This window comes from Mycobacterium sp. E802, assembly GCF_001666875.1.
GTDB lineage: Bacteria > Actinomycetota > Actinomycetes > Mycobacteriales > Mycobacteriaceae > Mycobacterium.
The window spans coordinates 18,032-32,027 of record NZ_LZJD01000160.1 but is presented as its reverse complement, the minus strand read 5'-3'; the positions used below and the strand labels follow the sequence as shown (position 1 = coordinate 32,027).

Genomic DNA, 13,996 nt, shown 5'->3' with positions numbered 1-13,996 from the left:
GCCATCGAGCCGATCGGACCGCCGCCGGGAGCCCCCGTCATGCCCGGCGAGCCGGGCGTTCCGCCTCCCCCGCCGCCGCCACTACGGCTGGCCTTGTTGACCTTGGCCGTGGCGTAACGCAAAGACGGACCGATCTCGTCGACCTCGACCTCGACCACAGTGCGCTTCTCACCCTCACGGGTTTCGAAGGAACGCTGCTTGAGCCGGCCGGTGACGATCACCCGCGAACCCCGCACGAGGCTCTCGGCCACGTTCTCGGCCGCCTCCCGCCAGATGTTGCACCGCAGGAACAGCGCCTCGCCGTCCTTCCACTCCCCGCTCTGACGGTCGAACATGCGCGGCGTGGAGGCCACGGTGAAGTTGGCCACGGCCGCGCCGGACGGAGTGAAGCGCAGTTCCGGGTCGGCGGTCAGGTTTCCGACAACTGTGATGGTGGTGTCACCAGCCACGAGATCCTCCTGGGATAGGCATGTCCGTTTGCGCGAAGCCTACGTAGCTGCGCCGACGACTGACGGCCTTTAGTGCTTGTCGGTCCGCATCACCTTGGTCCGCAGCACGGACTCGTTCAGGTTGAGCTGACGGTCGAGCTCGGACACGGTGGCCGGTTCAGCCTTGACGTCGACGACGGCGTAGATGCCCTCGGCGTGCTTGGCGATCTCGTAGGCCAGCCGGCGTCGGCCCCAGATGTCGACCTTCTCGACAGTCCCGCCATCCTTGCGTACGACGTTCAAGAACGTCTCCAGGGACGGAGCTACGGTGCGCTCGTCAAGTGTGGGGTCGAGAATGACCATGATTTCGTATGGACGCATTAGAACCTCATCACCTCCTATGGTCGTGTACGGCCACGGCGGATTCCGTGGCAGGAGGGTCGCCTGCGTCGGCAACCGGCCCAGGCTACCCGAAACAGCCCTGATCTGCGAAATCCGTATATATGGTGAGCCAGTCATCTTCGACGATCGGGGGAACTTGTGACGTATCCCAACGGGCCCTACGGTCAGGGGTTCGGAGAACCGCCCGGCTACGCACAACAGCCGGGTGTTCCACAGCAACCCGGTTACCCGCAACAACCCGGGTATCCGCAACAGCCGGGCTTTGCGCCGCCGTCGGCCAGCTATCCGCAGCAACCCGGGTATCCACCACCGTCCGGTTATCCCGGGGCGTACCCGCCGCCGGGCATGCCGCCCATGCCTGCCGCATCGCCGAGCGGTGCCACCGGCATCACCGCGGCCGTGCTGGCCGCGCTCGGCGCCCTGTCGAATCTGGCCGGCGGCACCATCGGCCTGTTCGCCTTGGCCGTGATCAGCAACGACAATTCCCTCGACGGCGCCGAGCTCTCGGGCGGGATGAAGGGACTGTTGGCATTTGTGCTTGTGCTGGGGACCGTCGCCGGACTCCTACTGCTGGCCGGGACCGTGACGTTGTTGCTGCGCAAGATGATCGGCCGTTGGCTCGTGGTCGCGGGATGCGGCGTCACCATCGTGTCCGACCTCATCATCCTCGGGATCGGTCGCGCGGCGGCAGAGCAAGTGCCCTACACCGGAGGCGGCGGCGTGTCCTCTCTGCTGGGTCTGGCCTTTCCGGTCCTGACAATCGTTCTGGCGTTGCTGCCGTCGACAACGGCCTGGATCCGGGCGAAACAGAATCTCGTTGTACCCCAGCCCTATCCGCCGTATCAGGGATGGGCCTGACGCTCGTGACCTCTCTGCACGGACCCGACGGCACGGAAACCTCTGACGTCTCGGAACCTGCGTCCGACGTCGCCCCGAACGCAGTCACGGCGATCGTCACCGCTGTCCTAGCGGTGATCGGCGGACTGTTGACCCTCGGCAACGGCATTCTCGGGCTGTCCGGGCTTTCCGCGCTCGTGACCGACGCGGGTCTGCGGTCCCTGGCGTTGCGATCCCCGGGGGTCCTGACTATGACCGTCCTCGCGACGCTGCTCAGTGTCGTCTGCGGAGTCCTCCTCCTGGCCGGCGCGCTGGCGCTGGTGCGACGCAAGGTGATCGGCCGCCGACTCATCGTCATCGGCAGTGCATTGATCATCGTGGGCAGCCTGGTCAGTCTCTGGATCAATGTCGCGACGACCGGCAGCTACGCAGCTCCCGGGTCGAGCGGACTGGCGGTCCTGAGCTTCGCCCTGCCGATCGTCACGATCGTGTTGGCCGTGCTGCCGACGACGACCGCGTGGATTCGGCGAAACCCGTGACGTATCCCAAGACGATGCTTTAACGCCGATTTCCACCTGAGGGTCGGGCCACGGCGGTCACTGCAACCCTGCTGCAGAAATCGGTGCGCCCGGCGCCTGCAAGCTCAGCCGCCACGCCGTTCGGCCAGATCCAACTCCGGCTCCCGGTCCGGCGCAGGCTCGATCCGCACCCGGCCCGCCGACGGCCGCAGCCAGTCCGGCAGCCAGCGCGGCGGGGTGTCGGGGGCCCGGTCGAACACGCCGCCGGTCGGGTCGTCGATGCGGCCGCCGTAGCGGACCAGATCCAGTTCCGGACGGTAGATCTGTCGGATCACCAACGCGCACAACACGATCACCGCGATATCGCGCAGCAGCACGGTGATGGTGAACCACTGCTCGGGTAGACCCTTGTTGGACTCGCCGTACAGATAGAGCATGCGGGGAACCCAGACCAGGGCGTCAATCGTCATCCACGCCAGCAGAATTCGACGATGCGGCAGGGCCAGTACCGCCAGCGGCACCAGCCACAGTGAAAATTGTGGGCTCCATACCTTGTTGGTCAGCAGGAACGCCGCCACCACCAGGAACGCCAACTGCGCCAGCCGGGGCCGCTGCGTCGCGGTCAGTGCGATGTAGCCGATGGCGATACAGCACGCCGCGAACAGCACTGCGGTGACGGTGTTGAGCACCGTCGGTGGCTGCCAGAACCCTAGATCCGGATCGAACCCGCGCCAATCGGTGAACGACTTCACCACGTTGTAGAGCGAATCCATGTCGTCGCCGCGACGGGCGTTGAGCCGGAAGAACTCTGACCACCCGCGCGGGAAGAGCACCATGATCGGCAGGTTGACCACCAACCAGGTGATCACCGCGGTCACCGCGGCCTTGCCGACCTCGCGCAGCCGGCCGGTCCGTAGACCCAGCAGCACCAGCGGAACGAACAACAGCAGCGGGTAGAGCTTGGCCGCGACACCGATTCCGATCAGCGCGCCGGCCCACACCGGTCTGCGTCGTGCCCACGCCAGCATCGCCCCGGCGGCGGCCGCGGTGGCCAGCGCGTCGAAGTTGGTAAAGACCTGGAAGATCACGATCGGCGAGCCCGCCACCAGTGCGGCATCCCAGACCCGTCGCCCGGCCATCCGGGACGTCGCCCAGACCGTGGTCAACCAGGCCAGCGCCAAACCGAACGCCGCGATGTTGAAGAACATCACGACCTCGGCCACGACCGGGATCGACACCAGTTTGGTCAAAGCCGTGTAGGTCTTGGCCAGGGACATCGACACGTATTGATAGAGCCCGGTGAGCACCGGATACTCCATGTACCGGATCGCCGGGCTGCCGTCGTACTGCATGCGCGGCTTGCCGGTGGCGTCGTTCTCCACCCAGCTGGACTTGTAGGGAAACTTGCCCAGGTTCAACAACTCTGCGGTGTAGAGCGGAACCGTGTCGGAGTAGCACAGCTCGTAATAGGCCCGGTTGTTCTCCCAGTTCGCCACCCGCTGACCGGCGGTGCCGGTGCCGGTGGTCTGCAGGCAGGCGGCCTTGGAGGTATACCCGAACGCCAGGAACACGACGGCGATCAGGAACATCACCCGCAGCGGGGTCATGAATCGGGCCCGGCCGATCAGCGCGTGACGTCCGACCGGCCCACCCACGGTCTGCGACAGTGCTTCGGCCAGCCGGTCATTGCGGCTGGGGAGGTCGCGTTCGTCGGCACTCCGCCGGTCTTCTGCCGGCGGAGCCGGCGAATCCAGCCCCGTCGGCGGAGCCGGCGAGTCCAGCCCCGTCGGCGGAGCCGGCGAATCCCGGTCCGTCACGGAGGCGGCGGGGGTACCGGAACGCCCGGCTCGCCGGGCATGACGGGGGCTCCCGGCGGCGGTCCGATCGGCACGGTGGTCGGTGGGCCGATCGGGATCGTGATACCCGGGGCCACTTCGATGGTCGGCTGGATGACGGTTTCCGAGGGCATGACCGAAATCGGTGGGCCGCCCGGGGTGCCCGGCGTCGCCGGCGGTGGCGGCGGAGCTTGCGGCACACCGGCATAACCGCCGATCTCGGTCGGCTTGGGGAACGTCTCGTTGTCGGTGCCGTCCAGCGCGCCGTCCATCGTGGCTTTCCAGATGTCCGACGGCAGCCCGGATCCGTAGACCGGCGCGCCCCACTTGTTCTTCAACGGCTTGACGCCCTCGGTGGTCCCGACCCAGACGGCGGTCGACAGCGACGGGGTGTAACCGACCATCCAGGCGTCGCGGTTGTCGCCGGTGTCGCCGAGCTGGTTGGTACCGGTCTTGGCGGCCGAGGCACGCCCGCCGGCCAAGTTGTGACCCTTCGACCAGCCGGCGATCGGCTGCATCGCCGACGTCACGTTGTCGGCCACCGCCTTGTCGATGCGTTGTTCACCGTTGTCCTGCTTGGAGGCGTCGAACAGCACCTGCCCCGCGGAGTTCACCACTTTCTGCACGAAATGCGGCTTGTGGTAGACGCCCGAGGCCGCCAGGGTGGCGTAGGCCGAGGCCATGTCGATCACCCGGGACTGGTACTGCCCCAGCACCACACCGTTGTTGGGCGGGCCACCCTTGCCGTCCTCGGACAGCGTGTGCTCGACGCCGGGGAAACTCTCGGCCACACCGGCGTCGTGCGCGGCCTTGGCCACATCCTCGGGACCGTTCTCCAGTTTCAGCATCAGCCGGTAGTAGCTGGTATTCAGCGACCGCTTGAGCGCCTCGGCGATCGAGCAGGTGCCGCATCCCTCGCCCTCGACGTTGGTGATCTTGATGCCGTTGACCGTGACCGGCCCGCTGTCCACCTGATAGCCCAGGCCGATGCCCTGCTGCAGGGCCGCGACGAGGGCGAACACCTTGAACGACGACCCCGTCGGCAGCCCGGCCTGGGCGAAATCGAAGCCGTTGGCGTCCGAGCCGCCGTAATAGGCCTTGACCGCGCCGTCGTGCGGGTCGATCGACACCACCGCCGTGCGCATGTCGGCCTCTTGACCGTCCATGTATTTGGACACCGCGTCCTCGGCGGCTTCCTGGGCCTGCGGGTCGATCGTCGTGGTGATCTGCAGGCCCTCAGTGTTCAGCGTCTGCTCGCTGATGTCGAACAGGTCGAGCAGTTCCTTGGTGACCTGCCGTTCGATGAGTCCGTTCGGTCCGGTGGTCTGGTTTTCCTGGCGGGCCTGATCGGGCGGCACCGTCGGCGGGAACACCTGCCCGGCACGGTCACTGGCCGACAACGCACCCATGTCGACCATGCCGTCGAGCACCCAGTTCCACCGGTCGGCGGCCCCCTCCGGGTCCACCGCGGGATCCAGCGTCGACGGCCGCTGGATCAGTGCGGCCATCAGTGCGCCCTCGGCGACGGTGAGTTGCTCGACGGGTTTGTCGAAGTACGCCTTGGCGGCCGCGGCAATCCCGTATGACCCGCGACCGAAGTAGATCATGTTCAAATACGCCTGCAGCACAGCGTCTTTGGACCATTCGCTGGCCATCTTGGTCGAGATGACGAGCTCCTTGGCCTTGCGGATCAAACCGCCGATACCCGAACGCTCGTCTCCGACCAGGGCGTTCTTGACGTACTGCTGGGTGATCGTCGACCCGCCCTGCAGATCACCGCCGACCAGGTTGTTCTTGATCGCGCGCAGCAGGGCGGTGAACGAGAAGCCCGGGTTGGAATAGAAATCGCGGTCCTCGGCGGCCATCACCGCGTCGCGGACATGCTCGGGGATCTGGTCGATCTTGACGTCGATCCGGTTGCCTTCGGGCGGCACGATCCGGGCGATCTCGCTGCCGTCGCTGGCCAGGATGGTCGACACCTGCGCCGTCCGGATGTCGCCGGGCTGCGGAACGTCGACGATCATGTACGCCATACCGAACGTCACGAGCGGCAGCAGGATCATCGCCACGACGGCGGCGATCAGCCCACGCCGGACCAGCTTCCAGTTGATGTGGAACTGCCGAGACGGCCCCGGATTTTGTCCCGACGGACCGGACGGACCCGACGGACCGGATCCACGACCGCCGCCTCCCGGCGGCGGAGATTTCGGTGGCGGCGGTTTGGGCGGCGGGGTGCCGTCCATCGCCGCCTTGACCACATCGAGCGGGGCCGGTCGGCCGTCACGCACCGGCGGCAGTACCGCGGTCAGCCGGTCGTCGGGCGGCACCGCCGGACGAGGGCGCCCCGTGGGCCCGTTCTCACGACCCGTGGGCCCGTTGTCCCGCGCCGGGGGGCGATTCTCTCGCGTCGGCTGCGGGTTGTCCCGCGGCGGCGGAGGGTTCTTGCGCGCACCGAGGCGGTCAGCCGCATTACGGGCGTCGTTGGCTGACCGACTGTGGCGCCCTTCGCTATTCACTGGCCGTACGCGCCGACTTGCGCGTGGGTCGGGTCCCCCGTGCCTTCGGCGGCCGTGGCGCGCCCAACACATATGACTTGACCAGATGATTCCAACTGCAGGTGCGGCATACCTCCACCACATGGACTGCGAACTCGTCGTAACGAGTTGCCAACATCACTAGCTCCTCCGCGGTGCGGGCCGAACCCGAGACCGGGCCCAGATGCTCGCCGAATACCCACGACACCAGCGTGAGCTGCTCTTTACGGCAGATCGGGCACATCACCGAGCTTTGCTTGCCGTGAAACTTCGCTGCGCGCAGCAGGTAGGGGTTGGCATCACAGACCTCCGAGACGCCGGTGCGCCCCGAATAGACCTCAGCCAGCAGGGACCGCCGCCGGAGGGCGTAGTCCACCACCTGTCTCTGCAATCGCACGTTGACCAGAGTACGTCGGCCCACTGAAGAGGGAGGCGCGACCGCATCACAGCTCCTACGATCATGATCCGTGGCAACACGGCAGACCTCGACAACGCGGGCCAAGGACAGCGACCGCAACGACACCTGCAAGGTGCTCGACAACGCGCTGAGCGAAGGTCAGTTATCGATGGAGGAACACCGGCAACGCGTGGCCGCGGCCACCAACGCCACGACGCTGGGTGACCTCGCCCGCTTGGTGGAAGACCTGCAGAACTCCAATGCGCCGGTGCAGCTGCCGACGCTGGACAAGCCGCGGCGGCCCCGGATGGCCGGCGGGCAAGGGCCCGGCTGGGGTCTGCGGCTGGCGGCGGCGGTCGTGCTGGTGCTGCTCGGGATGGGCATCGGCTGGGGGCTGTACGGCAACACGTCCTCGCCGTTGAGCGTCAACTCCGATCCCGGCGCGGTGCCCGACGGCATCGAACCCGTCGTGCTGACCCCACCCAAACAGCTGCACTCGCTCAACGGCTTGACCGGGCTGTTCGACCAGATGCGGCAGCGGTTCGGCAACACCATGGGCTTCGAGCTGGACATCCACACCGACATGGCGATGTTGGACCGGCCCGATCCGCAGGACAACCGGCGCCAGCAGACCTACTACTACCGCGGCGGCTGGGGTGATCCCAGTTCGTCACCGAGTGCGCTGGACAACGATGACCGGCTGATCGACCTGGCCAAGTTCGACTTCGAGAAGACGCTGGCCGTACTGCGGGGGGCGCCGGACACCGTCGGTGTCCAACGCGCCGACGTCAAGGATGTGTGGCTGCGGGTGAGCCCGGCCGAGGATCCGTCCACCCCGGATGCGGTGACCATCGACATCCACGTCAACAGTGATTTCGGCTCCGGCCACATCGAGCTGTTCCCGGACGGCACCACCAAACAGATCTGGCGCGCCGACCGCTGACCCCGCGGTGGCCGCCCGGTCACTGACTTGTCGATGAATATATCGGCGCGATACAGTTTGGCGAGGTGTTGATTTGTCGTAGCGGTCAATGCATCGAACTGTCGAAAGGGGTGATTCTGTGCTGGAGCTAGCGATCCTCGGTCTTCTGCTCGAATCGCCGATGCATGGCTACGAGCTGCGCAAACGCCTGACGGGGTTGCTTGGCGCGTTCCGGGCCTTCTCCTACGGTTCGCTCTATCCGGCACTGCGCCGCATGCAGGCCGACGGGCTGATCGACGAGGATGCCGCGCCGCTGGGGTCGACCAAAGTGCGCCGCGGGCGTCGGGTCTACCAGCTGACGGACGCCGGCAAGCAACGCTTCGCCGAACTTGTGGCCGACACCGGTCCACAGAACTACTCCGACGACGGGTTCGGCGTTCACCTGGCCTTCTTCAACCGCACCCCGGCCGAGGCCCGGATGCGAATCCTGGAGGGGCGCCGTCGGCAGGTAGAGGAACGACGGGAAGGTCTGCGTGAAGCCGTGGCGCGGGCCAGCAGCTCGTTCGACCGCTATACCCGCCAGCTCCACCAGTTGGGGCTGGAGTCCAGTGAGCGAGAAGTGAACTGGCTCAACGAGTTGATCGCGGCTGAACGACTGGGCCAAAGCCGCCCAGAACCGCAATAACGCAGCCCGATGCCGAGCAGTACCGAATTTGAGTAAGGAGAGCGTCCATGTCTGAGCACGCAGGAGAGATCCGGGTCGCCATTGTCGGCGTCGGCAACTGCGCGGCGTCCCTGGTACAGGGTGTGCAGTACTACCAGAACGCCGACGAGAACAGCAGCGTGCCCGGCCTGATGCATGTGAAGTTCGGCCCCTACCACGTCCGTGACGTGAAGTTCGTGGCCGCGTTCGACGTGGACGCCAAGAAGGTCGGCTTCGACCTGTCCGAGGCCATCTTCGCCTCGGAGAACAACACCATCAAGATCGCCGATGTGCCGCCGACCAACGTGACGGTGCAGCGCGGCCCGACGCTGGACGGCATCGGCAAGTACTACGCCGACACCATCGAGATCTCCGACTTCGAGCCCGTCGACGTGGTCAAGGCGCTTAAGGACGCCAAGGTCGACGTGCTCGTCTCCTACCTGCCGGTGGGCTCGGAAGAGGCCGACAAGTTCTACGCCCAGTGCGCCATCGACGCCGGGGTGGCCTTCGTCAACGCGCTGCCGGTGTTCATCGCGTCGGACCCGGTGTGGGCCAAGAAGTTCGAGGACGCCGGTGTGCCGATCGTCGGCGACGACATCAAGAGCCAGGTCGGCGCGACCATCACCCACCGCGTGATGGCCAAGCTGTTCGAGGACCGCGGCGTCACGCTGGACCGCACCTACCAGCTCAACGTCGGCGGCAACATGGACTTCCTGAACATGCTGGAGCGCTCGCGCCTGGAGTCCAAGAAGGTCTCCAAGACCCAGGCCGTCACCTCCAACCTGACCGGCTCGCTGGCCGGCAAGGTCGAGGACAAGAACGTCCACATCGGCCCGTCCGACCACGTCGCCTGGCTCGACGACCGCAAGTGGGCCTACGTCCGCCTCGAGGGCCGCGCCTTCGGTGACGTGCCGCTGAACCTGGAGTACAAGCTCGAGGTGTGGGACTCGCCGAACTCGGCCGGTGTGATCATCGACGCGGTGCGCGCCGCCAAGATCGCCAAGGACCGCGGCATCGGCGGCCCCGTCGAGGCGGCCTCGGCCTATCTGATGAAGAGCCCGCCCAAGCAGATCGCCGACGACGTCGCGCGCATCCAGCTGGAGACCTTCATCGAAGGCTAGATCTCTTGCTCAGTGGGCGGCCGGGTCAAACCTGGCCGCCCACTTGGCATCTGGGGGTCGGATCACATTCTCTCGGCGTTGTGAGACTGCCCACAAGCGGGCCTGCAAACTGGATCTATTCAAGAAAACGATTACGCTGGGAGGCGCAGTAAACATCCCACAGTGACGAATAGAGGTACCCGTGGCCCTGATCAACAAGCAAATCAAGCCGTTCTCCGCGACCGCCTACAAGAACGGCGCGTTCATCCCCGTGTCGGACGCCGACATCTTGGGCAAGTGGGCCATTTTCTTCTTCTACCCGGCCGACTTCACCTTCGTCTGCCCGACCGAGCTCGGGGACCTGGCCGACCACTACGAGGAGCTGCAGCGCCTCGGCGTCGAGGTGTTCTCGGTGTCCACCGACACCCACTTCACCCACAAGGCGTGGCACGACTCGTCCGACACGATCGGCAAGATCCAGTACGCCATGATCGGCGACCCGACCCTGCAGATCAGCACCGACTTCGAGGTGCTCCGTGAGGACCAGGGCCTGGCCGACCGCGGCACCTTCCTGGTCGACCCCGACGGCATCGTCCAGTTCACCGAGGTGACCGCCGAGGGCATCGGCCGCAACGCCTCCGAACTGGTCCGCAAGGTCAAGGCCGCCCAGTACGTCCGCAACCACCCGGGCGAGGTCTGCCCCGCCAAGTGGGAAGAGGGCGAAGAGACCCTGGCCCCGTCGCTGGAACTCGTCGGCAAGATCTAACGCCGGCATCACTGCTGCTGACGGTGCGGGCCTGGTCCACCCGGCCCGCACCGCTCACCAGAACTGTTCCCCACCAAAATCTTTCGGGCCACCTGGGCCCAGCCAGTCCCCTCATCGATGGAGTTGATCCGCATGCTCGACACCTCACTCGCCGGCCAATTGAAGTCCCTGCTGGAGCGGCTGACCGCGCCGATCGAGCTGGTGTCCTCCCTCGATGACGGCGCCAAATCCGCCGAACTCGCCGAACTGCTCACCGAGATCGCCGCGATGTCGGACAAGATCACCTATTCGCGCGCCGACGACGACACCCGGCGGCCGTCGTTCGCCATCCGCCGCACCGGCACCGATGTCGAGGTCCGGTTCGCCGGCATCCCGCTGGGCCACGAGTTCTCCTCACTGGCCCTGGCGCTGCTGCAGGTCGGCGGATACCCGTCGAAGGAAGCCCCCGAACTGCTCGAGCAGGTGCGGGCCCTCGACGTCGACCTGCATTTCGAGACCTATTTCTCGCTGTCGTGCCAGAACTGCCCCGACGTGGTGCAGGCCCTGAACCTGATGGCGATCCTCAACCCCCGCATCAGCCATGTCGCCATCGACGGCGCGCTGTTCAAGGACGAGGTCGAACAGCGCAAGGTGCTGGCCGTGCCCACCGTCTTCCTCAACGGTGAGCTGTTCGACTCGGGCCGCATGACGCTGGAACAGATCATCGGCAAGGTCGACGTCGGCGCCGCGCAGCGCACCGCCGAAGCGATCACCGAGAAGGACCCCTTCGACGTGCTGGTGGTCGGCGGCGGACCCGCGGGGGCCGCGGCCGCAATCTACGCCGCCCGCAAGGGAATTCGCACCGGCGTGGTCGCCGAGCGGTTCGGCGGTCAGGTGCTCGACACGATGGCGATCGAGAACTACATCTCCGTCCCGCACACCGAGGGACCGAAGTACGCCGCGGCGCTGGAGGCCCACGTCGGCGAGTACGACGTCGACGTGATGAACACCCAGCGCGGCGCGAAGCTGCTGCCCGCGATCGACGAGGGCGGGCTCATCGAGATCTCGTTGGAAAGCGGTGCCTCGCTGACCGCGCGCACCCTCATCCTGGCCACCGGCGCCCGCTGGCGCGCGATGGACGTGCCGGGTGAGGCCGAGTACCGCAACAAGGGCGTCACCTACTGCCCGCACTGCGACGGACCGCTGTTCAAGGGCAAGCGTGTCGCCGTCATCGGCGGCGGCAACTCCGGCGTGGAAGCCGCGATCGACCTGGCCGGCGTCGTCTCCCACGTGACGCTGATCGAATTCGATTCGGTGCTGCGCGCCGACGAGGTGCTGCAGCGCAAGCTGCGCAGCCTGCCCAACGTCGACATCCTGCTGAGCACGCTGACCACCGAGGTCCTCGGTGACGGCGCCCAGGTGACCGGCCTGACCTACCAGGACCGCACCACCGGCGAGTCGCACAACCTCGAGCTGCAGGGCGTCTTCGTCCAGATCGGTCTACTGCCCAACACCGAGTGGCTCGAGGGCAGCGTCGAGCTGTCCAAGCGCGGCGAGATCGTCATCGACGAGCGCGGCCAGACGTCGGTCCCCGGCGTGTTCGCCGCCGGCGACTGCACGACGGTGCCGTTCAAGCAGATCGTCATCGCCGCCGGAGCCGGTGCGACGGCAGCGCTGTCCGCGTTCGATCACCTGATCCGGACCACCGCCCCGGTCGGCAGCTGAGGGCGGCCCGGCTCCGGAGTAATGTCCGCAGACGTGGCCCCGGAGATTTCTGACGAGGAACTGCTGAACCTCGACGAGTTCGCGTTGCTGCCCGAGAACGCCGAGCAGATCGGCGCCAATGGACCGCTGCCGACGGTGTCGCGGATCGAACAGGGTCCGATCAGCATGCTGAAGTGGGGCACCGCGGCACCCGAGGTGGTGTTCCTGCACGGCGGTGGGCAGAACGCCCACACCTGGGACACCGTGATCCTCGGGCTCGGGGTGCCCGCGCTGGCCATCGACCTGCCCGGCCACGGCCGCTCAGCATGGCGCGAGGACGGCGACTACGGCCCGAAACTCAACGCCGCCACCCTCATTCCCGTCCTGCACGCGCACGCCCCGGCGCCGCGACTGGTGGTCGGCATGTCGCTGGGCGGGTTGACCGCGCTGCGCATCGCGGCCACCGAACCCCGCCTGGTTCCCGAGCTCGCCCTCGTCGACGTCACCCCGTCGGCACCCGAACGCCACACCGAGATGACGAAGGCGCAGATGGGCACCGTCGCCCTGGTCCAGGAGAACCGCACCTTCCCGACATTTGCCGCCATGCTGGGGGCCACCGTCGCCGCCGCCCCGCATCGGGACCCGAACTCGTTGCGACGCGGGGTATTCCACAATTCCAAGCAACTCGACGACGGCACCTGGACCTGGCGCTACGACTCCTTCCGCAAGGGCGACGGGTTTGACGGCCTGTGGGACGACGTCCCGTCGATCACCATGCCCACCACCCTGATTCGCGGCGCCAACTCGTTCTTCGTCAACGACGAGGACGCCGAGACATTCGCACATAGCGCACCGGGATTCCGGCGCACCCACGTCGTCGCCGACTCCGGGCATTCGGTGCAAGGTGATCAACCGGCCAAGCTGGTGCAGATTTTGCGCAGCCTGCTGCAGCGCGAAGTAGGCTCGGAAAAGTGAGCCATCCCATCCGCATCGGCGTGCAACTACAGCCACAGCACTCCCCCGTCTACCGCCACATCCGCGACGCGGTGCGCCGCTGCGAGGACATCGGCGTCGACATCGCCTTCAACTGGGACCACTTCTTCCCGCTCTACGGCGATCCGGACGGCGCGCACTACGAATGCTGGACGATGCTGGGCGCCTGGGCCGAGCAGACGTCGCGGATCGAGATCGGGGCGCTGGTCAGCTGCAACTCCTACCGCAACCCCGAGCTGCTGGCCGACATGGCCCGCACCGTCGACCACATCTCCGACGGCCGCCTCATCCTGGGCATCGGAAGTGGTTGGAAGCAAAAGGATTACGACGAGTACGGGTATGAGTTCGGCACCGCAGGCAGCCGGCTGGACGACCTGGCGCAGGCGCTGCCCCGGATCGAGGCCCGGCTGGCGAAGCTCAACCCGGCGCCCACCCGCGAGATCCCGATCCTGATCGGCGGCCAGGGTGAACGCAAGACCCTGCGCCTGGTGGCCGAGCACGCCCACATCTGGCACGCATTCGTCGACCGCAACACCTACCCGGGCAAAGCCGAGGTACTCGCCGAACACTGCGCCGCGACCGGTCGCGATCCGTCCACCGTGCAGCGCTCGGCGGGTGTGCAGGAATCCGGCGGCATCGAGGCCATGCTCGCCGAGGCCGACGCGCTGGCCGATCTGGGGGTCAGCATCCTGACCGTCGGCGTCAACGGACCCGACTATGACCTGACCGCCGCGGAGGCGTTGTGCCGCTGGCGCGACGGCCGTCTGGCAAAGGCCGGCGAATAAGCTGCCACACTGACATCACGAATTCGGCGGGCGCATGAGAAACTGGCGCAACGCCAACGCACCGGGGGGGTGCAGCCCAACCATGGGGGAGCT

General features: G+C 66.7%; 14 protein-coding genes. 9 read left to right on the top strand and 5 right to left on the bottom strand.

Annotated features, from left to right (window positions below; all coding sequences use genetic code 11):
• Both A5699_RS23475 and rpsF read right to left on the bottom strand, forming a co-directional pair.
• On the bottom strand, positions 1–449 hold a 449-nt coding region (locus tag A5699_RS23475; protein ID WP_067774644.1), incomplete at its 3' end, for a single-stranded DNA-binding protein.
• Between the two features lie 69 nt (positions 450–518).
• Positions 519–809, bottom strand: a complete 291-nt coding sequence (gene rpsF / locus A5699_RS23470) for a 30S ribosomal protein S6 (protein WP_066901858.1) — start codon at positions 807–809, stop codon at positions 519–521.
• Between the two features lie 159 nt (positions 810–968).
• On the opposite strand from rpsF, the gene A5699_RS29705 reads away from it, so the two are divergent.
• Together A5699_RS29705 and A5699_RS23460 are read left to right on the top strand one after the other, a co-directional pair.
• On the top strand, positions 969–1,688 hold the full coding sequence (locus tag A5699_RS29705) for a hypothetical protein (protein ID WP_082957846.1): 720 nt from the start codon (positions 969–971) through the stop codon (positions 1,686–1,688).
• Between the two features lie 5 nt (positions 1,689–1,693).
• On the top strand, positions 1,694–2,206 hold the full coding sequence (locus A5699_RS23460) for a hypothetical protein (RefSeq protein WP_157561419.1): 513 nt from the start codon (positions 1,694–1,696) through the stop codon (positions 2,204–2,206).
• 104 nt (positions 2,207–2,310) lie between these two features.
• Here A5699_RS23460 and A5699_RS23455 read toward each other — a convergent pair whose 3' ends face one another.
• The 3 genes from A5699_RS23455 to A5699_RS23445 all read right to left on the bottom strand — a co-directional run bounded on the left by A5699_RS23455 (position 2,311) and on the right by A5699_RS23445 (position 6,951).
• Positions 2,311–3,966, bottom strand: coding sequence for a glycosyltransferase family 87 protein (locus A5699_RS23455; protein ID WP_082957847.1), 1,656 nt, complete (start codon positions 3,964–3,966; stop codon positions 2,311–2,313).
• 32 nt (positions 3,967–3,998) lie between these two features.
• Entirely contained in the window at positions 3,999–6,347 is a 2,349-nt protein-coding gene (locus tag A5699_RS23450; RefSeq protein WP_067774638.1) for a transglycosylase domain-containing protein, read from the bottom strand.
• Between the two features lie 181 nt (positions 6,348–6,528).
• A complete protein-coding gene (locus A5699_RS23445; protein WP_067774660.1) occupies positions 6,529–6,951 on the bottom strand; it encodes a DUF5318 family protein in 423 nt (140 codons plus the stop codon).
• A gap of 70 nt (positions 6,952–7,021) precedes the next feature.
• On the opposite strand from A5699_RS23445, the gene A5699_RS23440 reads away from it, so the two are divergent.
• The 7 genes from A5699_RS23440 to A5699_RS23410 all read left to right on the top strand — a co-directional run bounded on the left by A5699_RS23440 (position 7,022) and on the right by A5699_RS23410 (position 13,903).
• Entirely contained in the window at positions 7,022–7,894 is an 873-nt protein-coding gene (locus A5699_RS23440; RefSeq protein ID WP_067774635.1) for a DUF1707 domain-containing protein, read from the top strand.
• A gap of 118 nt (positions 7,895–8,012) precedes the next feature.
• A complete protein-coding gene (locus tag A5699_RS23435) occupies positions 8,013–8,558 on the top strand; it encodes a PadR family transcriptional regulator (protein WP_067774632.1) in 546 nt (181 codons plus the stop codon).
• Between the two features lie 47 nt (positions 8,559–8,605).
• Entirely contained in the window at positions 8,606–9,697 is a 1,092-nt protein-coding gene (locus tag A5699_RS23430) for an inositol-3-phosphate synthase (RefSeq protein WP_067774629.1), read from the top strand.
• 181 nt (positions 9,698–9,878) lie between these two features.
• Entirely contained in the window at positions 9,879–10,442 is a 564-nt protein-coding gene (ahpC, locus tag A5699_RS23425; protein WP_067774626.1) for an alkyl hydroperoxide reductase subunit C, read from the top strand.
• 132 nt (positions 10,443–10,574) lie between these two features.
• The gene (gene ahpF / locus A5699_RS23420; RefSeq protein WP_067774657.1) at positions 10,575–12,146 is read left to right on the top strand and encodes an alkyl hydroperoxide reductase subunit F; all 1,572 of its coding nucleotides are present in this window, start codon (positions 10,575–10,577) and stop codon (positions 12,144–12,146) included.
• A 21-nt stretch (positions 12,147–12,167) separates the two neighbouring features.
• Complete coding sequence (locus tag A5699_RS23415) at positions 12,168–13,100, top strand: alpha/beta fold hydrolase (RefSeq protein ID WP_067774623.1); 933 nt, start codon at positions 12,168–12,170, stop codon at positions 13,098–13,100.
• Positions 13,097–13,903 carry an LLM class F420-dependent oxidoreductase gene (locus A5699_RS23410; RefSeq protein ID WP_082957845.1) on the top strand — a complete coding sequence of 269 codons (807 nt, stop codon included), beginning with the start codon at positions 13,097–13,099 and terminating at the stop codon, positions 13,901–13,903. The genes A5699_RS23415 and A5699_RS23410 overlap by 4 nt, the downstream gene beginning before the upstream one ends.
• Positions 13,904–13,996: the final 93 nt, after the last annotated feature.

What these genes read in the sequence shown, in the direction of transcription:
- rpsF (WP_066901858.1), bottom strand. Translation starts at nt 809, where the DNA reads ATGCGTCCATACGAAATCATGGTCATTCTCGACCCCACACTTGACGAG.
- A5699_RS23430 (WP_067774629.1), top strand. Translation starts at nt 8,606, where the DNA reads ATGTCTGAGCACGCAGGAGAGATCCGGGTCGCCATTGTCGGCGTCGGC.
- ahpF (WP_067774657.1), top strand. Translation starts at nt 10,575, where the DNA reads ATGCTCGACACCTCACTCGCCGGCCAATTGAAGTCCCTGCTGGAGCGG.
- A5699_RS23415 (WP_067774623.1), top strand. Translation starts at nt 12,168, where the DNA reads ATGTCCGCAGACGTGGCCCCGGAGATTTCTGACGAGGAACTGCTGAAC.